A 22347-nucleotide genomic window follows, 5' to 3' on the forward strand; every position below is an offset into this window, starting at 1 on the left:
ATAAACTCAGTTAATGTAATAATAATTACGTTAACTGAGTCTTTTAATTTATGATATTTTTATATATTTATGTTAGAGTCTATGTCAGAAAATTCTACCATGAGTTTCTCGCTATTATTAGTAATATTTTGTGATATATGATTTTCTACATCAGAAGTAGCCTTATCAAATTCCTTTATAGGAAGGGTAAATATAAATTCACAACCTTTGTTTGGTTCACTTTTAAGGATAATGGAACCATCTAAAAGTTCTACTAGAGATTTTACCAAGGAGAGACCTATACCACTACCTTCTTTACTTTTAGATTTTTCATTTTTAACTTGAGTAAATCTTTCAAAGATGCTTCTTTGCTTATCTTTAGGGATTCCAATTCCAGTATCCTTTACTGAAACAGATATGGACTGTTTTAAACATTTTAAAGTTACGTATATACATCCTCCTTTAGGGGTAAATTTAATAGCATTTGAAAGAAGATTTAATATAATTCTATCTAGTTTTTCAGAATCTAGCGGCATATAAACTTCTTCTTCGTTAGTATCAAATACTATAGAAATTCCTCTAGCAGATGCATATTCAAGTACAGACATAGTAATATCTTCTACTACTTCTACTATATTTTTAACTTCAAATTCTACATGATAAAACCCAGAATCAATTTTTGTCATATCAATTAGATTATTTATTAACTTAAGTAGTCGGAATCCATTTTGACGTATATATATTAGTTTAACTTCATCATCTTTATTAGCAAAAGTAAGTTTGCCGTTATCTTTATATATATCTAAAAGTTGTAGGCCAGATAGTATAACATTAAGCAAAGTACGTATTTCATGAGAAAAGTTAGCTAAAAATTCAGTTTTAATTTTATCACTTATCAGAAGTTCATCATATCTTTTCTTTGCAGCAATCATATTTCTAGCATTATTTGTTTTTTGGATTGTTTGAATAGCTAACATTATCATACATACTAGTAAAATTAGAAGTAAAAGAAATACTATACCTAGAGATACACCTTTATTTATCCAACTATCATTTATAAATACAACATTCTCGGGAAGAGAAGAACGAGAAATATTATTTGTTGTTACTTCTGAAGCATCAAATAACAAGGTACTACCAGGATCGTATATACTAGGTATCTCCTTTGGTTTTGTACCATTTAGTACGCGAATAGCAGTTTCATAAATGATTTTACTGTGATTTTTTGCATATAATATATGTCCACCGATAGCTCCATTTCCAACATAAGTTTCTTTAAAAGTATATAATTGACCATGGGAATAGTTTTTTATAATATGTGTTGTATTCTTAGGTGAAATTATAATGTTAGAAGTATCTTTGAAATTACCAACAATTATTGAAGGTGTATTGCTGGGGTATTGAGATAATTTATAGCATAAATCATCAATATAATCACTTTTTATAAAATTAAATTTTAACACATTAGTATAATAGGGAATAGTATCTCTTACTTGGTTTTCTATATACTTAGATGCTATAGTATTATCCAATAAAATATTTATTTCAGAAGTATTTGGATTTGTATGTAAAATCAAATCAACTAGGGTACGTACATTAACTGGTTCCATTACTCCAGTAAAGTTATTAAATGGATAGGAAGATAGCTTGCTAACATCATTAATACCACCATATACCACAGGTACATTTGTAAACATGGGAGTATTGTAATAATTTCCTACAAAATTTAAAGCTTCATCATCAAGAGTAACAATTAAATCAAATTTAGTATTTTCATATTTTAATGACCATAGGTCAGCTTGCTTATCTAAATAGGATTTGTCATCATTTGTTATAGATAGGAATTCTGTTCGTGTATGAATATTTAAGTTGCTTGAAGTTAGTGAAGTTTTGAGGTTATCTAGGAGAGAAGATTCCCAGAGTTCATTTTCACTTTGAGAAGATAAAATCAATACCTCTTTATACTTTAAAAGGGATTGATCAGTATCACTTGATGGCGTAGCAAAAACTGTGATAGAGTTAAAGGACATAACTATGCCTAAAACTAAATTCACTAACACATATATAAATTTATTTCTTTCACAGGAGAGTACATATTTATCATTCATACAAATCACCTAACATATCTATACTTGATTTTAAAATATATTTAATTGACTTGGAATAAAGTATTTGAGCAAGTATCCCAAGAAAGTATATATATCGACATAATAATTATATCATGAAAATTAGATAGATAATAGAATATTTTTAACATTGTATTAATTATTAATATATTTATTATTATCTTAGGGAATATAATAAATACATCTCCATAAAATAATACTATTAAAATTGTGGTGGGAGTATATATGAGTAGTGACTATGGTGTGAAATGTAGTAAATACGTTGATTACGATAAAATCTTAAAATTTAATTATGAAAATTTAAAACTTAATGGGAATACGAAATTAGATTATATTAATATTAAGTTAGAGGATGTATGTTATAGTAATTGTGAATTTAAAAATATGAATTTTGAAAATAGTTGCTTTTCAAATGTTATATTTATTAATTGTAAGTTCATAAATTGTAGATTTATTAGAGGAAAGATAAATTTAAGAAATTTTTTGGAGTTTAATAATTGTATTTTAGACAAAATATACATTAATAATTGTAATTTTTCATCTTTATATATAAAGGAATGTTCATTATATAAGGTTGATTTTAAAAATAGCTTTATGAAGGGTTGTAATTTTGTAAAAAATAGTTATGCTGAGGTTAGATTTATAGATGATTGTAATTTAATGGACTGCATAATAAAAGATATGGAAGGAACCATGGATATAAAGTTCATTAATGAGAAATCTTATACTAAGCTTAATTATGGTTCTTATATAGGAAAATTCAACTATAAGGATATGAAAAAAAATAATACCTGTAGAAATAATAAAGAATCATGTAATTGCATATGTAATTGTAATTATCTAAATATTAGTTTTAGTTACATGGATTTTGGAGAACAATATTTAAGAAATCATGTAGGTGGAAGATATGGTAGGTGTTTTTATCAAAGTAAATTAGCTTTTCATAGGACACTTAAAGGTAGGAAGAAATTTTATTCTTCCGTGGCCAATATAGTATGTGGTTATGGTGAAAAGCCTTATAGAAGTTTTATGTTATCTTTAATTATAATTTTGATATTTGCTTTATTATACATGATTACTGGTATAAACTGCTCCAGCGGAGTAATTGGAATTAGTGGATTAGTAGGTAAATTTTCTGTTAAAATGCTATTTAAAAATATAATTTATTGTATTCACTTTAGTTTAGTTACATTTTCTACAGTAGGATATGGTGATTTATTGCCATATAATATGATGGGAGTTATACTAAGCAGTATAGAAATACTTATAGGAATTATAATGATAGGTATTTTGACATCTACTTTAGTTAGAAAGATGACAAGATAAACAGAATTACAATTATTAAAGCATGTACATAGAATATAAAGTAAGGCAAATTTTATGGGAGGTCACTTTTTAGCGACCTCCCATGTTTTATTGTTATATAAAACCTTCTATATGTTTTGCTCTTTCAAAGGAATTTTCTATGATTTCATCTGGATATCCAATATATTTTAAAAGTTTTATTGCATTTTTTGTTTGGGATACTCCTTGTTTCAGTTTGTAGTCAAAGGAAAGTCCTTCGCTATTATTTACATCTTCACTGAAATAAAAGAAATCATAGTAATCTTTAAGAATATCAGCTAGTTCTCTATCATGGGTAGCAACTATAGAAATTGTTTTTTTAGAGTTAATATATTTTAGGATTTCAGCGGAAGAAGCAATTCTTTCTACAGGGTTTGTACCTCTAAAAATTTCATCTATGGCGCAGAAAATAGGAAGAGGTTTTTCAGTAGCGTTTATAATTCTAAGGATGGATTCAGCCTCTGCCATGTAATAGCTTTTTCCTGCATTTACATCATCGCTTTGACTAATTGAAGATACAACATTGAAAAAGCTAGCTTCGTAATTTTTAGCTAGTACAAAATTGAAACTTTGTGCAAATACTATGTTAATTCCTAGCATCCTTAAGAAAGTTGATTTTCCAGACATATTTGTACCCGTAAGAATGATACCATGTTTATTAATATTAATGGAATTTGCAACAGGATTCTTAACAAGGGGATGAATTCCTTCAGAAATATTTAACTTTAGTTCCTGATAAAATTTCGGCTTAGTATATGTCGTATCAAGCCCACTTTGATAGCTTGCTACAGATGCTAAAGCTTCAATTTCTCCAATAATGTAATATAAGTCTAAGAGGTAATTCTTTTTCTCCTTAAGTTCACTACTAAGTTTATAGTAAGCGGCTTCTTCTAATAAAAGTGGCACAGAGATGAACTCAAAGAAACCTTCAAATATGGTGGTAAATCCAACAAGTCTAGTTCCCCTATCTATAGATTTAATATTGTTTAGGATATTGGTTATTTGCAATTTATAGTCATTAAGTTCGGAAATATTAAGATTTTTCAACTTTTTTGCAGTAACAATTATTTTTCGTAGGTATAATAATCCCTTATCTTTAATATTTTTAGCTTCAGCCATATTTATGAATGCATTAACCCATAAAATTATAGCAAAACCAAACATATACTTAGGATTTTTTGTCATTATAGATATAAGTATTATTAATATAGGAAGAAATTTACCTAAGAAAGTATATAGGTAATATTTACTTTTATTAACTTTAAGATATGTTTCTAGCATTTCTATAAAACAGTCTTTATTATCGAATCCCATATTAAAAAAATGCATTTGAACCTGGCATTTTTTATCTTCATTATCCTTAAAAAAGCTAATTATATTATTTCTTCTGTTAAGTTCTTTTTCATCTATAATAATATTCCTTATCATAGAATATAAAGCAGATTCTCCTGCACTACTATAGGTTCTATCGAATTTTTCATAAACTCTATTCATATCTAAATCATTGAAACTTTGTTCATCTAGAAAATATTCAGTTTTAGGTCTGATATCAAATAACCGTCTAATAGACTTGAAGTTACGTACCCTTTCATTATCTCGTTTAGAATCTTCTTTAATATAGTTAAGTTTGATTTTAGACAATATATCACTTCCAATACATGTTATTATTTAACATTATAACTCATTATTACATTTTAGTCTAACAAGTAGGGATGACCTACTATTTTTTTAGGAAGAATATGAGAGTTTATGATATAATATGAGGTATATTATAAATGTAGTAAAAGAAGATATATTAATTATATATTTTAGTGGAATAGACAGTGAATGGAGGTGATTTTATGGATATTAAACAGGCTTTAAGTAAATTCAAAGAGGATAAGAAGCATAGATTTTTTATAATCAATGGCAAAGAAGGTATAGGGAAAACTAGAGCAGCTTTATCAAGAGCTATATTTTTACAAGATAATTATTGCATTAGAGAAAATGAAAATATATTGTTTATATCTAATGAGGTTTTAGGGGATACTTTAGAAGAGGTAAAACTAGATGTAAATAGAGATAATACGTTCTTTACATATTTAAATAATAATGTTGAGATCTGCAGTAAAAAACAATTAATAAATAAATGTTTCCAGTATATAACATCACGCAACCCTTTGAAAGGTAAAAGGTTTTGCAATAAGGATGTGACAAAGGCTTTCATTTTAGAAGGAATTGGAGAATTGCGACAGAAGGAAAGAAGAATAAATAAAGTTATATTAACAAAAAATATAGATTTTTTATTCGATGAAATTTTATATATAAAACATTTATATATAAGCTCCCTTGAAGAATATCAAAATTTAAATAGGAAAAAAAGAGGGTTTTCATTAAGAAAGAATTCTAATAGTAGAGAAGCTATTTATAAATTATATTCATGGTATTGTAATTACATGGATGAAAATGGACTAATTGATTATATAGATGAGTTTAAAATTGTTTATGATAATATAGATAAGCTTAAAGATTTAAAGTATGCACATATAATAATAGATAATGTAGAACAGTTAACCATTGAAGAAGTAAAATTTATTCGTGGACTTTTAAAAGATTTTACTTATAGTAACTTTATTTTGGTGAAAAATATTAATCCTATTAACACACCAAAACCTTGGCTTCAATACTTTAAACGGAACAAGGATGTTACTATTTTTGATAGTAATAAATATAAGATTATTAATTGTAGTAAAGTATCAAAGAAAAATGTGACTAAAAAAGTTATAGAACAAACTATCGAAGAACAAATTAATAAAGAGTTGAAGGAAGATGAAATGGTTAAAAATAATGAATATATTGAAACCTATAAATATGTAGATTTAAAACATAATATATCTCATGATTTTGCCATAGATACTAGTAGTTATAATGAAGTTATTTTAAACCCTAACACCACTAGTGAGATAATCGGAGATAAGGAAATAAATAAAGTTCCAGTGTACAATGAGATTGCTGCGGGGCAACCTATTTCTATTAATGATGAAGTGGAAGGTCAATTTAATGTTCCTATATATTGGCTTAAAGGTGTACAACAACCTTTTATATTAAAGGTTAAAGGGGATAGTATGATTAATGCTAATATTGAAGATGGAGATTATATAGTTATAAATAAGCAAACTATGGCAAATCATAATGAGATAGTTGCTGTAAGTATAGATGGAGAAGCTACCCTTAAGAGGCTATGGTTAAAAGGAAATAAGGCAGTATTAATGCCAGAAAATGATAAATACTATCCTATAGAGATTAAAGAGGATAATGCTTATATTATTGGGAAGGCTGTAGGGTTAATTAAGTCTACTAGCTAACACCTATATAAGTCTTGAAATAGTAACAAATTTTTTATAAATACAGGTAGAGTAAATAATTTATTTAAGTTTACTCTACCTTTTTATTTTATAGCCTCAATAATGCTTATAAAATAAAGATCAACAGAATGTCTATAAAGCCACCTATAGCTATAGAAATCCAATTTAAGAAAAGATGGAAATTTATATTATTAAGGGTATTAAAAATGTTATCTTTTGTAAAAACTTTATTGTCCATATATTTAGAATATATTTCATTTAAAATATAATAGGACATACCTAAAGATTTACTGTTTATAGCTGATGTAATAGACATTAATAACATGATTAAGCCTTCTACAAATATAATATCTTTAAAAAAAAAAGTTAGTTAGTGGTGTAAATATCCCTGCTATAACTAAAGTTAGAATACTCCACAACATACCACAGATAAATAGCTTTAAAGTGATTTTTACTGATGTATTTTTCATGAAATTCACCTCGCTTGAAAATGAATTCTTATTGAATTATAAGAGTTTAATATAATATATGATTAAAAAGCCATTTAGGTAATGGAAATAAGAAAAATGTAAACCATAGAAACTTACTAAGCCATAGTGTATAATTATCTGTGAAGTTTGGTTTAATCTGATTATGAGAGGGAGAGATTTTATGTTAAGTAGAGTGAGATTAAATTTAGAAGCAGTAGAAGCAATGCTTTATTATTGGCAAGCAGCATCTGAAAAGGATAACATTGCAGAATCATTTTTCTATGATGTAGCAAAAATGCCAGGATTAACTGTTGCTTATGATGATGAATTTAATGGAGAATCTGTAAGACGTGCTTTAAGCGCTATAAAAAATAGAGAACCTTTTGATGGAACTAAAAAAGAAAAGAAGTTCTGGAACAACAATATGTGGATGATGGAAGACTTAGAATTTACACATGCAATGGCAGCACCACTAAAAGTATTAAATTTAGATTCATTAGCAAGTGAATTTCAGAAGGTAGAAAATAAACATAATTATGATGAAGTAGAAGTTATTTTCTCACCATTACATTCTGATGAATATATAATCTCAGGAAACAAGCTAGTTATAAATTTCTTTAGAATAAAGATTGATTTAATGGATGGCAAAGCAACTATTGGAGATATAGAAATAATAGAATATATTAAAGAAAAGATTAAGGAAGTATTACAATAGTGAGAATACTGTAAAATTAATTAAAGAAAGGGTGTTGTAAGATGACCTAAATTAGTCATAAACAATGCTCTTTTTTAACTATATTTTTACATAATGCATGTCTCATACTTTTAATAATCTTTTAGCTGTAGTATTATAGTTATAGAATATATGAAGAAATATCTAAAAACTAAGTAGTGTGGTGTAATGAAGTATGGACAAAACTAATTTTAGTATAGGATTTTTTGATTCAGGGGTTGGAGGTATTAGTGTCCTAAAGGAAGCAGTGAAGCTACTACCTAAAGAAAACTACATATATATAGGAGATTCTTTAAATGCACCCTATGGAGTGAAAACTCCAGAGGAAGTTAGAAAGTTAACCTTTAATATGGTAGATAAGCTTATTTCTATGAATGTGAAAGCTATAGTAGTGGCGTGTAATACTGCTACTAGTATTGCAATCGATGAATTAAGAAGGATTTATAAAGAAATCCCCATAATTGGAATAGAGCCAGCTTTAAAGCCGGCAGTAGAGAATTATGGTAACGGAATAATAGTAATAATGGCTACACCAATGACTTTATCTGAGAATAAATTTAGTAAACTAAGAGAAAGATATAATAAGGCTTCTGACATTATTTCAATGCCATGTGATGGTCTGGTGGAAATTATTGAAGGTGGAAATATTAAGGGTGAAGTTGTAGAGGGGTATTTAAGAAATAGGTTTAAAGATGTACCTAAAGAGAGAGTGTCCTCTGTGGTTCTTGGATGTACTCATTATCCATTTATTAAAGAAGCATTAGTGAATGTTATAAATGATGATGTTGCTATTATAGATGGTAGTTTAGGAACAGTAAAACAATTGAAGCGTAAGTTAGATCAAAAAGGTTTATTAAATACTAATAATGAACAAGGCACTGTTAAAATATATAATTCTAAGGATGATAAAAATTTAATAGAATTGTCATATAAGTTGCTTGATGCAGATAAAAACCGCAAATAACTCTGTTTATCATAAGTATAATAAATTACATAAAAATAATTAAAGAATAAATAATATAAAGAAAGAAAAGGGGAAGATGTATGAATCCAATAGTAACTTTTGAAATGGAAAACGGAAAAATAATGAAGGCGGAATTATATCCTGAAATAGCTCCCAATACAGTAAAAAACTTTATAGACTTAGCTTATAAGGGATTTTATGATGAATTAATTTTCCATAGAGTAATACCAGGTTTTATGATTCAGGGTGGTTGTCCAGAAAAATCAGGAATGGGCGGACCAGGATATTCAATTAAAGGAGAATTTAGTGGAAATGGATTTAAAAATGATTTAAAACATACTAAGGGTGTTTTATCAATGGCTAGAGCTCAACATCCAGATTCAGCGGGTTCTCAATTTTTTATAATGGTTGCAGATTCACCACACCTAGATGGAAGCTATGCTGCCTTTGGTAAATTAATAGACGGTCAAGATGTAGCGGATGAAATAGTAAGCTCTCAAACAGATAGAAGAGATAGACCATATGAAGATCAAGTTATAAAATCTGTAACTGTAGAAACTTTTGATGTAAACTACGGAGAACCAGAAAAATTATAATGGAAGGTATTTAATATGAATATACTTAAAGATAGATTAATTATAGCTTATGGGCTTAATGATGAAGAGATAGATAAACTAAATATAAAATTCAAAGATATATGTATAAAACCATGTGTATCAATAAATGAAAATATGGGAGAATATACTTTAGAGCATATATTAAAAGAAGAGAGCTTATCAGATAGTGATACTAAACTACCCGAAGAAAAAGTTATTATATTTAATGGATTTTTAGGTGTTTATCTTCAACAAGCTGTTAAAAAGGTTAGAGAAGTTTTAGGTGCAAAACCAATATTAGCGTCTACTACACCTAATTCTGTTAAAATGACTCTTCATGAATTGATAGATCATTTAGTAAAAGAGAGACAATATTATCAAAAATAATTTTTAAGTCTAATAATTTAGAAATCCTCTAGGACTAGAGGATTTCTATTTAGATTAAGGAGATACAGGGAGGATAATTAAGAATGAGTACTGTTGGAGAAAGAATTAAACAAGGAAGAAATGCTAAGGGAATGACTCAAAAGCAACTTGCTAAGAAGCTTGGAGTATCAGAAAACTATATAAATGATGTTGAGAATGGAAGAAAAGTTGTAGAAGAAAAGTTTATAGAAAGAGTAGGTAAGGTTTTAGGTGGAGATCTTGCAGAAATGACTACGCTGTTTGATAATATAGCTTATGAAGAAAGAAAATCTTCAGAAAGTAATTTAAAGACACATAATTTAGCGAAGGGTAATAAAGTAAAAGAAACTATAAATGAAGTATGGAATGATGCATTTAGTTCTGTTCTTAAGTCTGTAGGAATTTATAGCTATGATTTAAACAAGCCTATAGGAAAAAAAGAGTTACCTGTTATATCAAATAAAATAGAAGGATATGCTCAGGATAAGGTGCTATATATTAAAATTGAAAACGATGATTTATTAGGATTTAGAATTTGTCAAGGAGATTTAGCATTTGCTAACCTAACTTCTGAAATAGAAAATAATAAGATATATCTCATGGATGTAAATGGAGAAAGAGTGATAAGACAGTTAAAGAAGCTAGATAGTAATAAGGTTTTAATAATAAGTAATAAAAATATGGTTCGTACAGAAACAGCTCATCCTAAAGATGTAAAAGTTGTTGCAAAATTAAATAGATTAGAAATTCAACTATAATCAATTTAATAACATTTTTAATATACATTCATACTATAACTATATAAGAATTTGGAGGTATGGGTGTGCAAAAGGCTGATGGGTTATTAAATTTACTTATAAATGTACCAGAGAGTATAAGAAATGAAATTATATATGGATATGGAATTGGAAATGTTGAAGAAACTAACATTGAATTAATTATACTTTATAGTGGGACACCAGAGGTAATGGAAGAGAAAATAAATGCTATTGGAGGTACCTTTGAAGATTTAGATTTTGGTTATGGAATTATAACTATACCTAGAGGGGATATTGAAAAGCTAATAGGAATAAGAGAAATCAACTATATAGAGTTACCTAAAAATTTATTTTTATCCTTTGAACCTAGTAATAGAGCTTCATGTATAACAGAAGTAAATACCAATTATGGATTAGAGGGGGAAGGTGTACTTATAGGATTTATAGATTCTGGAATAGATTATGTAAATCAATCATTTAGACTTGAGAATGGAGATACAAGGATTGATTTTATTTATGATTTATATGAAAATAGAAGGATTTATACAAGAGAAGAGATAAATGCAGCTTTAAGAAGTCCAGATCCATACTCATTAGTACCTCACTTTGATAGGGCAGGTCATGGGACGCATGTAGCGGGGATAGCTTGTGCTGGAGGAAATATACCAAGGAGGTTTTATGGGGTAGCTCCTAAAAGTTCTATAGCCATGGTTAAAATGACAAGAGAGATAGGAGGTCAGGGAGCAAAAAGTACTCAGTTAATGAGAGGGATTAAATTCTTAATTGATAAAGCTTATGAATTAAATAAGCCCCTTGTTATAAACATAAGTTTTAGCACGAATGATGGAGCACATACTGGAAATAGTTTGTTAGAGCAATATATAGGTATAGTTTCTACAGTGCAAAGAGTTAACATAGTTGTAGCAGCAGGAAATGAAGGGGATAGAGCACACCATGTTGGTGGTGAATTAGTTAAATCACAAGAAATACGATTTAATGTTGGAATAGATGAGAGAGTATTAATAATACAGTTATTTAAGTCATTTTTAAAGGATATTAACTTAAATCTTATATCACCAAGTGGAACTAGTAGTGGTGAATTAAGATTAACCAATGCATTAAATCAAGGAAGAATAGGTAATACTGAGTATTTTGTTTTCAATACAGGACCGACACCTTTTAGTATAGATGGTGAAATAATAATTGTACTTTCAGGAGTAGGAGAAGAAAGCATAGCTAGTGGAATATGGACTATGAACATGACTACTAATGAAAATGTTCTAGGAAGTTATGACATGTGGTTACCTATTGCAGAAGGATTAAATATTGCTACAAGATTCTTAGGACCTAGTACTGCTAATACATTAGGTATACCGGGAACTGTACCAGATGTAATAACCGTTGGTAGTTATAATTTTATAAACTCTACTATATCACCATTCTCTGGAAGAGGAAATGCTGAACTAAACCCTGTAAAACCTGATTTAGTAGCACCTGGAGAAAATATAGAATCATCTACTCCGGGAGGTGGATTTGAGCCACGGTCAGGAACATCAATGGCTACACCTCAGGTGGCAGGGGCATGTGGACTTTTAATGGAATTTGGAATTATAGAAGGAAATGATCCTTATTTGTATGGAGAAAGAGTAAAATACTTTTTATTAAAAGGAGCCAATAGAAGTAGAGTAGATGTACAGTATCCTAATAATAGTTGGGGATATGGTACTTTATGTCTTGCAGGAGCTCTTAGGGTATGGAATAACGAAGTAGCTTCAAGGTAGGAATAAATTACAATTTTCCTATAAAGAATATGTAACTTTTCTATAATAGTCATCATAATATATATATTGAAGTATTATTTTAAGGAGAAATTTATGGCAGACATAGGTAGGTTGCAGGTTCAAGTGTATAGAGTAAATACAGCTATACCAATAAGTAATGCCAATATTACGGTATCAAGAACAGATGGAGAAACTAGAGAGCAAGTTACTACCCTAACTACTAATCCAGAGGGACAAACGGAGACTATAGAATTAGAAACTCCAGAAATAGAAAGGTCATTAAATCCAGATAATACCCTTATACCTTATGCCCTTTATGATATAGATGTAACGGCAGAAGGCTTTGATGAAATAAATATAAGAGGATGCCAAGTGTTGCCGCGACAAACAGCGTTACAGATATGTAATCTGATTCCAACAAGTCTTAATAGAGAGATCACAGAGGATGAAGATGTACAGGTAGTCAGGGTTATAGAGATTCCACCTAATGTTCAATTTGGTGATTTTCCACCTAAGATACCTGAGGACCCTAATAAAGCTTTGCCACCTCCACCAAGTGGTTTTGTAGTTTTGCCAGAGCCGGTTGTACCAGAGTTTATAATCGTACATGCAGGGGCACCAACTAATACAGCAGCACCAAATTATACTGTTCCATATACAGACTATATAAAAAATGTAGCTAGTTGTGAAATTTATGCAACTTGGCCAGAAGCAACTATAAGAGCTAATGTATACTGTATTATTTCATTTACTTTAAATAGAATATACACAGAATGGTATAGAAGTAAGGGGTTTAATTTTGACGTAACAAATTCTACAGCCTATGATCAAGCTTTTGTTTACGGAAGAAACATATTTGATAACATAAGTAGGATAGTAGATGAGTTATTTGCTACCTATGTAAAGAGGTCGGGAGCTAAACAACCTTTACTTACGCAATACTGTGATGGTAGAAATGTTCAGTGCCCAGGATGGCTTACTCAATGGGGCAGTAAGGATTTAGGGGCTCAAGGATGGATTCCATATGATATATTAAGAAATTTCTATGGAAGTGATATAGTTCTTGAAAGAGCTGAAAAGGTTTCTGGAAGTCCAAGGTCATATCCGGGTTTTACTTTACGACAGGGAGCCAGTGGAGAGCCAGTTAGAACCACTCAAACCTTTTTAAATAGAATAGCACAAAATTATCCTCTAATACCTAAAGTGGCTATTGATGGAAAGTATGGTTCTACAACTGCCAATCAAGTAAAAGTATTTCAACAGGTATTTGGTCTTCCGCAGACAGGTGAAGTAGATTATGCTACATGGTATAAGATTTCAGCTATATATACAGGAGTAACTAAAATCGCAGAATTAAGAAGTGTTCATGAGGAAGAAATTGAATATTCATACTTTGTTCCACATTGGCCATATAAAGATGCACCGGATTTACCTAGAATTAAATATCCTAAAAATTGAGTATATAATCTATTAATGAACTTCGAAGTTATCTCGGAGTTCATTTTTGCATATAAAAACAACATGCAAAAAATATTTTAATAAAATATTCAAGTAAATAATTATGGAGTATAAAATAAGGTATAATTATTGTTAAGAAGAGATATACAAGGAGTTAAGGATATGGATAATATAAAGGTATTATTAGTTGATGATGAAGAAAATATTAGAAACTTGTTGGAAGCTTATTTAAAAAAGGAAGGATTTAAAACATTACATAGCTCTAATGGTAAAGAAGCTATAGAGATTATGGAGAGAGAATCAGTAAATTTAGTAGTACTAGATATAATGATGCCTGTTTTAGATGGATTTGAGACATTAAAGGTTATAAGAAATAGATGGAATATACCAGTAATAATGCTTAGTGCAAAGGAAGAGGAAGAAGATAAGCTTTTAGCGTTGGGATTTGGTGCAGATAATTATGAAACAAAGCCCTTTAGTCCAAAGGTTTTAGTAGCTAAAATTAAAGCATTAATAAAGAGGAGCTATGGAAGTAGTATAGATAAAAGTACGGGAATTGTGATAGGGAATCTTTATATAGATGAAGAAGGTCATAGAGTTATGGTAAGTGATGAAGAAATTAATCTTTCACCAACAGAATTTTCTTTGCTTATATATTTCCTGAAAAATAAAAATATAGTTCTTACTAGAGAGCAAATTCTTACAAAAATATGGGGTTATGATTTTGAAGGAGATATACGTGTAGTTGATACTACGATTAAGAGACTTAGAGAGAAGCTAAAGCACATGAATAAAGTGATAGTAACAGTAAGAGGCTTTGGTTATAAGATAGAGGTTTAGTATGAATAAAATAATTAACTATTATAAAAAGATAAAGGAAAATATAGAAAGAAGCATTACATTGAAAATGTTTGTTGTAACTACTGTGGTGTTTATAGCATTTTTGACTATTACTCTTTTAAGTCAGAGAATATTGTTTGAAAAGATATATAATGATAAAAAGGAAAATGATATTAAAAGTAATGTGATAAAGTTTAGAGATACGCTAAGTAATCCAAAGGATGAAAGGGAAATAATAGAGAGTATTAAGAAGTTTGAGAATAATTATAACACATCTATAGGAGTGGTAAACACAGAAAATAATATTATAGTGACCTTTAAAACTGACTCAGAAACTATAGATAGTAAAAATACAGAAATATTTAATTATGTTATTAAAACTATAAAGACAGACCCGGAACTATTAAACGAGATGATTAATAAAAAACAGGTAACTATTTCATTTAAGAATGGCGAGAACACTAAATATTTAGCTTCTGCACTTCTACATGAGAATAATATAATAGTAGGATTTACATCTTTACAATATGTAAAAGAAGCCATGGGGGTTATAGGGATATTTTATAAGTATTTTTACTTAGGGGCTATAGTAGTAATAGTTGCATTAGCATTAATTTATTCGAAATTTATTACAAAGCCATTAAGAGAAATAAATAAAGTGGCTGTAAGAATGAGTAATTTAGATTTTAGTCAAAGATGTACTATGGTATATGAAGATGAAATTGGAAACCTTGGGGAAACATTAAATTTTTTAGGACAAAACTTGGATAGTTCTTTAAATTCATTAAAAGAAGTTAATAGAAAACTACAAAATGATATCCACAGAGAAAGAGAAATTGAGATTATGAGAAAAGAATTTATAGCAGATGTATCGCATGAATTAAAAACCCCTATTACTTTAATAAAAGGTTATGCAGAAGGTATTAAGGATGGAGTATTTTTAGAAGACAATATGAATTCATCATTAAATGTAATTATAGAGGAATCGGATAAGATGAGTAATTTAGTTAGAGATATGCTTCAAATATCATCTTTGGAAAGTGGAAAGGTAATCCTTAATAAAGAATTATTTTTTATTGATAATTTAGTGAAAAATGTTGTAAAGAAATTACATCATAGTATCGATAATAAGAATATAAAAATAGATTTGAATCTATATGAGAAACAAATTTATGGGGATGCATTTAAGGTAGAACAAGTAATAACCAATTTTCTTACTAATGCAATAAGGCATACTCCCTGTGAGGGAAGTATATTTGTTGGGATGTACCCACGGGGAAATATGACTCAATTATCTTTTGAAAATACAGGTGAGCTTATTAATAAGGAAGAAATTGATAAGATATGGGATAAATTTTATAAGATAGATAAGTCAAGAAATAGAAAAGATAGTGGTACAGGACTTGGACTATCAATTGTTAAAAATATAGTAGATTTGCACCACGGCAAATATGGAGTTGAAAATACCAAAAGAGGTGTAAGATTCTATTTTGAATTGCCAAATCAGTGCTAATATACTATAGCCATAGAAAAGAGGGGTATTAATTATGAAGGGCACAGTTGTATCAATATGGCTAAATACTTGTAGAAAGCTTTATAATGATTCACAAGTAAATGAAGCTATGAACCATGCTGGATGGGAGACAAATAAGATATTTTCTCCACTAGAAGAAGTAGACGACAAAGTAATAGCTAAGTTTATATCTAAACTATCAGAAACTAGAAGTTTAACTAAAGAGAAATTATGGAATGATATAGGAAAAGACAATATACAATCTTTTGTTAATGTATATCCAATATACTTTAAAAAGAGAAGTGCATATGAATTTTTAAAATCACTAAACGATATACATATAGCAATAACTAAGAAAATTTCAGGAGCTAAGCCACCAGCAGTAGATATTGTTCAGACATCTAAAAGAAAAGCGGTGATGACTTATTCATCTAAAAGAAAGATGTTTGATTATTTCTTAGGTATGCTTGAAGGAACTTTTGAATATTTTAATGAACAATTAGAGTATGAAATTTTAGAAAAGTCTGGAGATGTGATGAAAGTGGAAGTGACTTTTGAAAAAGAAATAAATAGCAAAAAAAGTTATGGATTTAATAAAATCTTATCCTTTGGATTTATAAAATCATTATCAGTTAAGGCATCTGTATTTACTTTTATATTAACTCTTATTGGATCAACATTAATACTTGGAGTTAAAAGCATAGTTCCAGCTTTAGAAATTACAGCTGTAGCTACAGTAGTAACCTTTATAGGTACATATTTATTATTAAGACCTGTTAAAGCTATCACTGGACTAAAAGAAGATAAGGAAAGGTCATATGATGTTATCAGCACCAAGGACGAGCTTGAAGGATTATATGAAGTTATAAAATCAGGAACTAATATATCTTCAATGGATATGACAGAGTTTGATGCTAATGTTAGTGAGATGGTAGAATATCTTAATAAGGTTAAAGCTATTTCAAATGTAATGGAAGGCTCATCTAAAGAAATATCTACAGTAGTAGAACAAATGTCAGAAACTAGTGTGGACCAAGCCAACAATACAGAAAGAGTAGCATCAGGATTGAATGATAATATTAGAGCTTTAAATAACTTAGTAAATAGTGAAAATGAAAATAAATTAGCTATGGAAGATACTATAACGAAAATTACTGCTGGGTTTGATGAAATAAAGACTGTAAGTAATAATATTCAAAAAACATTAGACAAATTCCAAGAAGTAAAAGAAACTGGAATAAAGTTAAACAATAAAGCTAGTGATATTACTAATATAGTATCAATAGTAGCTCAAATTTCCGACATGACAAATCTTTTAGCATTAAATGCTTCTATAGAAGCAGCTAGAGCTGGAGAACATGGTAGAGGTTTTGCTGTTGTTGCAGAAGAGGTAAGAAAGCTTGCAGAACAAACTAAAGATGCTGTTGAAGAAATTAATTTAAATCTTAAAGAATTTGCAGAGGATATTAAATATACTGTAGATAGTATAGATGAACAGTATGTAGCCCTTGAAAAACAAACTGATGGATTAGAAAGAATTAGAGATATAAGTGCGGGTACTACTACTGCTGTTGATAAAGTATCAGAATCAATGATTACTACAATCAATGATTTAGGTAGAGAAGTAAAAGCTATAGAAGGAATGTATGACAATGTGGAATCATTAGCAGCTATTGCAGAAGAAAATTCTGCATCATCTCAAGAAGTTAGTGCTAGTGTAAATACCTATACTGATGAAATGATTAAACTTACAGAAGCTATAGGAGAGGTTCAAAGAATTACAGAATATTTTAGAAGTACACTAGATGTATAATTAATGATAAAAGCATTCTTAAGGTAAAGTTCATGAGATTTTACCTAAGAATGCTTTTTTATTTGTTTAGTTTTATTACAGTTAAGAGCTTTATTATATTTGAGTTTTAAATCCCTTGTAGATTGAAATCTGGTACATAAATTGTTGAGTTAGAGCCAGATTCTTGGATAAAGGCATTTTTAAAGCCTAAATCTATACAGTAATCTATTAAAGAGTCATAATGACTAGGGTTAAGAGGTTTATTAATTTCATCATATTCTGATGCTTTAAACATAGGTGTATACTGATTCATTAGGCTTAAGTATACTGAATCTCCAAAGGTTTTATATATGTAATCTACTATTTTTTTTGAATCGAATAAAAGTCCAGGGAGCATTAAGTGTCTTATGATGACACCTCTAATCATAATTTCTTCATCATTAAATATTGGAATACCTACTTGATCCACCATTTCCTCAATAACCTTTGATGCTATGGTAAAATAGTTAGGAGCAGAAGAATATTTTATTGCATATTTATCGCTAAAATACTTTAAATCAGGAATATACACGTCTATGTATCCTTTAAGAGCTTTAATGCTCTCTACGTTTTCATAGCCATTGGAATTATAAACTACAGGGATATTAAGTCCATTTTCTTTAGCTTTATCCAAAGCAAGTATTATTTGAGGTATATAGTGAGTAGGGTTAACTAAGTTTATATTATGGTATCCTTTAGCTTGTTGCTCTAAAAGTATTTCACTTAATCTTTCTATAGAAACTTCCTTACCTATGTCAGACTGGCTAATATCATGATTTTGGCAAAATACACATCTAAGATTACAATTTGAAAAGAAAACTGTACCAGAACCATTAGTGCCAGACACACAGGGCTCTTCCCACATATGACCATAGGCCTTAGCAACTTTTACTTTAGCTCCACTTTTACAAAAGCCTACCTTTGCAGAGTTTCGATTTATACCGCAATTACGAGGGCATATATTACAATTATTGAGAGCAGTCAAATCTTTCATAATTAATTATCTCCTTACATAGTAAACATAACAAATACTATATTTATATTTCAAAGTAAATAAACACTACTAACATAGTAGTGTTCATCTTATATAACATCAGTATAATTAAAGAGGAGCAAAAAGTGAAGTAGCCTATATAAGTTTTAATTATTTTTTTACCTTATTCATTTTAAAGTAGAACCCAATACATTGAGCTATAAATACTAAGCTAACTATTCCGAAACCGGGATATAAGAAAGTTATAAGCTGTTTAAAGCCTATTTGAGATATAGGAAGGGCTATTAAAAGAATGAGTATAACACCTCTCTTATAAGGGATGTTGTATTTATTTTCAAGGGTTTTACCAACACTATATATATCTGAAACTTCCGTAGAAAACATCTCACACCAAATAATACATAAAAGAAGAATTTGCATTAAAGAGATAAACTTACTAGCTACAAAGAGTAGTGGAATTTCATATTTGAAGATTTCAGGTATATTTGCCATTAACATTGAATTAATTAAGAAAGCAAGTAGAGTAAGGACAAGAGCCCCAATGGTTAATCCAGATATAATAAGGCGTTTATTTTTAATTTCTTTACTAATGGGAACAAGAACTCCACTACAGGATAACATGTTAAATCCTGCATAGACCAGTGATGATATAATCCACTGTTTATCTATAATAAGGTTTTTGTATACTGGTACTTGTTTCATATAGTCCATAGATATAGTATCCTTTGAAAAGAGAAGATAAAGGACAAATATAGTAATAATTATAGTAGTAAGGCTAGGTACTATTATGGAATTAATAGCTATTAGGCCCTTAGTGTCATTTAATAAGGTAATAAGTGCTATTCCAGCCATTAGGAACACTCCAACAAGTCTTGGAATACCAAAGTGTTGATAGAGTAAAGCACCACTACCAGCAAGAATTATAGCAGCTCCTGAGATTAAAAAGAAGCTAGTAAGATAGTCCGTTATTTTTCCAAAGAAACCAGGGCTTACAAGGGTTATAAAATCCGTATAAGAATTTAAGTCATATTTTAAACTTATAGACACTATAATGGAGCTTATTATTATGTAAAATACTGCACAGAGTAGAAGTCCATAAAAACTTGAAAACCCATAGGTAGAAAAAAATTGAGTTATTTCTTGACCAGAAGCAAGGCCTGCTCCTACAATGGTGCCAATAAAAACAGTGGCAGCTTGAAAAATTAATTTAAGATTCTTCAAAGTTATCCCCCCAAATTATGATAGCTTGTATATTTATATTGAAGTCCACAGAAGAATATGTGGAAAACTATTAATATGTGGAAAACTTTTTAAAGTATTGTTAGTAAATTTTCATATAGTGGATTTTGAAAGATAAAAGAGTTAAACTATAATTGAATATAGAAGATTACTATATGGATATATTTAAAATAGATAACAGACAGAATAGGATAGGAAGATTAGAAATGAGAAAAGATTTTAATGGAAAGAGATATCATAGTTTAAATTATTTTTTAAGAAAAAAGTTTAATGGACAAAAAACTTTTAAAATATCATTAGATGGTGGATTTACATGTCCTAATAGAGATGGAAAATTATCAAAAGGTGGGTGTATATTCTGCTCTGAAAGTGGATCAGGAGATTTTGCTGGAGATAGGTTATCATCTATAACTGAGCAGTTTGTTGATATAAAGGAAATGATGAATAAAAAGTGGAAAGATGGTAAGTATATAGCTTATTTTCAAGCTTATACAAATACCTATGCGCCTGTAGAAGTATTAAAGAAAAAGTATGATGAAGCATTAACACAAGAGGATGTGGTTGGACTTGCCATTGCTACAAGACCAGATTGTTTAGAAGAAGATGTGTTAGAATTATTAGAAGACTATTCCAAAAGGGTATATACTTGGGTAGAACTTGGACTTCAAACTAGCAATGATACTACAGCTACCCTAATAAATAGAGGCTATAAGTTAGAAATATTTAAAAAAACAGTGGAGGAACTACATAAAAGGAATATAGATGTAGTGGCACATATAATCTTTGGACTGCCAGGAGAAAGTAAAGAGGATATGTTAAAAACCGTTAAGTATATTTCTAAGCTTCCCATAAAAGGAGTTAAGATTCACCTTCTTCATGTAATGAAAAATACAAGACTAGAAAAGCTGCTAGATGAAGGTAAGATTACATTACTAGAAATGGATGAATACATTGAACTTGTAACTAAGGCTATAACAATGTTACCACAGGATATAGTAATTCATAGACTTACAGGAGATGCTCCAAGAAATTTATTAGTAGGTCCTATGTGGAGTTTGAAAAAGTGGGAAGTCTTAAACGCCATAGATAATAAGTTAGTCACTGAAGACCTATATCAAGGGAAATATTATAAAGAAGATTAATTTAATTAAATGTATAATCAGGGGGGAATAGTACATGAATATTGATGTAGTTATATCTGCACAACATATTAAGCCAGAAAAATTTAAAGATAGGATAGTGGTTGTTATTGATGTCTTAAGAGCAACTTCAGTAATGGTTACAGCATTAAATAATGGTTGTGATAAAATAATTCCTGTAAAAGAGATAGAAGAAGCTATAGATATTGCAAGTAAAGATAAAAATAAATATCTTTTAGGAGGAGAAAGAGGGGGAATAAAAATAGATAAATTTGATTTCTCCAATTCACCTTTAGACTACATTGAGGATATAGTAAAAGGTAAGAGTCTTATAATGACTACCACAAATGGGACTAGAGCTATTAAAAATAGTGAGGAAGCAGAGAGGATATTTATAGGTGCTTTGATAAATGGAAGAGTAGTAGCAGAAAAATTAGCTAAGTTAAATAAGGATGTAACCTTTGTAAATGCAGGAACTGATGGAGAGTTCTCTATGGACGATTTTATAACAAGTGGGTATATAATCAACTGTTTAAGAGATATAATGAAAAACCATTGCACCTTAACAGATATAGCAAAAACTTCAGAATATGTATATATAAATAATCCTAGTATAATAAGTTTTGTAAAAGATGCACTTCATTATAAAAGGATGAAGGATCTCAGGTATAATGAAGATTTAAGATATTGCCTTTCAAAGGATTTAATAAATATAGTTCCAGAATACAAGGATGGAGAAATAAAGATATATTAATGAACAGATTTCTAAGCTTCAGAGGGAGTTTTACTCCTACTGAAGCTTAGAAATCTATTTTAAGAACTGCTGCTTTTAG

18 protein-coding genes are annotated in these 22347 nt (G+C 29.2%); 14 read left to right on the forward strand and 4 right to left on the reverse strand.

The features are described 5' to 3' along the window. Window positions 1-59: 59 nt before the first annotated feature. The gene (locus IO99_RS18505; RefSeq protein ID WP_051824177.1) at window positions 60-2087 is read right to left on the reverse strand and encodes a sensor histidine kinase; all 2028 of its coding nucleotides are present in this window, start codon (window positions 2085-2087) and stop codon (window positions 60-62) included. A 243-nt stretch (window positions 2088-2330) separates the two neighbouring features. Between IO99_RS18505 and IO99_RS14835 the strand changes: the two genes are divergently transcribed. Continuing rightward, window positions 2331-3431 carry an ion channel gene (locus IO99_RS14835; RefSeq protein ID WP_035134797.1) on the forward strand — a complete coding sequence of 367 codons (1101 nt, stop codon included), beginning with the start codon at window positions 2331-2333 and terminating at the stop codon, window positions 3429-3431. Between the two features lie 93 nt (window positions 3432-3524). On the opposite strand, the gene IO99_RS14840 is transcribed toward IO99_RS14835, so the two are convergent. Beyond that, complete coding sequence (locus IO99_RS14840) at window positions 3525-5093, reverse strand: MutS-related protein (protein ID WP_156964379.1); 1569 nt, start codon at window positions 5091-5093, stop codon at window positions 3525-3527. A gap of 197 nt (window positions 5094-5290) precedes the next feature. On the opposite strand from IO99_RS14840, the gene IO99_RS14845 reads away from it, so the two are divergent. The 11 genes from IO99_RS14845 to IO99_RS14900 all read left to right on the forward strand — a co-directional run bounded on the left by IO99_RS14845 (window position 5291) and on the right by IO99_RS14900 (window position 18124). Further along, entirely contained in the window at window positions 5291-6793 is a 1503-nt protein-coding gene (locus IO99_RS14845; RefSeq protein WP_035134801.1) for a LexA family protein, read from the forward strand. A 651-nt stretch (window positions 6794-7444) separates the two neighbouring features. Then, entirely contained in the window at window positions 7445-7978 is a 534-nt protein-coding gene (locus IO99_RS14855) for a TDE2712 family protein (protein WP_035134804.1), read from the forward strand. 193 nt (window positions 7979-8171) lie between these two features. Continuing rightward, window positions 8172-8960, forward strand: a complete 789-nt coding sequence (gene murI, locus IO99_RS14860; RefSeq protein WP_035134806.1) for a glutamate racemase — start codon at window positions 8172-8174, stop codon at window positions 8958-8960. Window positions 8961-9040: 80 nt separating this feature from the next. Further along, window positions 9041-9556, forward strand: a complete 516-nt coding sequence (locus IO99_RS14865) for a peptidylprolyl isomerase (protein WP_035134808.1) — start codon at window positions 9041-9043, stop codon at window positions 9554-9556. A gap of 15 nt (window positions 9557-9571) precedes the next feature. Then, window positions 9572-9943 (forward strand): DUF3783 domain-containing protein, encoded by a 372-nt coding sequence (locus tag IO99_RS14870; protein WP_035134810.1) that lies wholly within the window; start codon window positions 9572-9574, stop codon window positions 9941-9943. 83 nt (window positions 9944-10026) lie between these two features. Continuing rightward, entirely contained in the window at window positions 10027-10719 is a 693-nt protein-coding gene (locus IO99_RS14875; protein ID WP_035134812.1) for a helix-turn-helix domain-containing protein, read from the forward strand. A 65-nt stretch (window positions 10720-10784) separates the two neighbouring features. Next, complete coding sequence (locus tag IO99_RS14880; RefSeq protein WP_084178201.1) at window positions 10785-12500, forward strand: S8 family peptidase; 1716 nt, start codon at window positions 10785-10787, stop codon at window positions 12498-12500. A 93-nt stretch (window positions 12501-12593) separates the two neighbouring features. Beyond that, the gene (locus tag IO99_RS14885; RefSeq protein WP_035134814.1) at window positions 12594-13958 is read left to right on the forward strand and encodes a peptidoglycan-binding protein; all 1365 of its coding nucleotides are present in this window, start codon (window positions 12594-12596) and stop codon (window positions 13956-13958) included. A gap of 162 nt (window positions 13959-14120) precedes the next feature. Beyond that, entirely contained in the window at window positions 14121-14798 is a 678-nt protein-coding gene (locus IO99_RS14890) for a response regulator transcription factor (protein ID WP_035134815.1), read from the forward strand. 1 nt (window position 14799) lies between these two features. Continuing rightward, window positions 14800-16311: a HAMP domain-containing sensor histidine kinase gene (locus IO99_RS14895; RefSeq protein ID WP_035134817.1), complete on the forward strand. Its 1512-nt coding sequence runs from the start codon at window positions 14800-14802 to the stop codon at window positions 16309-16311. A gap of 34 nt (window positions 16312-16345) precedes the next feature. Further along, window positions 16346-18124 (forward strand): heme NO-binding domain-containing protein, encoded by a 1779-nt coding sequence (locus IO99_RS14900; RefSeq protein ID WP_035134819.1) that lies wholly within the window; start codon window positions 16346-16348, stop codon window positions 18122-18124. Window positions 18125-18230: 106 nt separating this feature from the next. On the opposite strand, the gene IO99_RS14905 is transcribed toward IO99_RS14900, so the two are convergent. After that, window positions 18231-19127, reverse strand: coding sequence for a radical SAM protein (locus IO99_RS14905; RefSeq protein ID WP_198028600.1), 897 nt, complete (start codon window positions 19125-19127; stop codon window positions 18231-18233). A gap of 159 nt (window positions 19128-19286) precedes the next feature. After that, complete coding sequence (locus tag IO99_RS14910) at window positions 19287-20363, reverse strand: YkvI family membrane protein (protein ID WP_035134821.1); 1077 nt, start codon at window positions 20361-20363, stop codon at window positions 19287-19289. 218 nt (window positions 20364-20581) lie between these two features. Here IO99_RS14910 and mnmL point away from each other — a divergent pair, with 218 nt between their 5' ends. Continuing rightward, on the forward strand, window positions 20582-21517 hold the full coding sequence (gene mnmL, locus IO99_RS14915) for a tRNA modification radical SAM protein MnmL/YtqA (RefSeq protein WP_035134916.1): 936 nt from the start codon (window positions 20582-20584) through the stop codon (window positions 21515-21517). A 34-nt stretch (window positions 21518-21551) separates the two neighbouring features. After that, window positions 21552-22268: a 2-phosphosulfolactate phosphatase gene (locus tag IO99_RS14920; RefSeq protein ID WP_035134822.1), complete on the forward strand. Its 717-nt coding sequence runs from the start codon at window positions 21552-21554 to the stop codon at window positions 22266-22268. Window positions 22269-22347 lie beyond the last annotated feature (79 nt).

It is taken from the genome of Clostridium sulfidigenes (assembly GCF_000732635.1).
Lineage (GTDB): Bacteria > Bacillota > Clostridia > Clostridiales > Clostridiaceae > Clostridium_J > Clostridium_J sulfidigenes.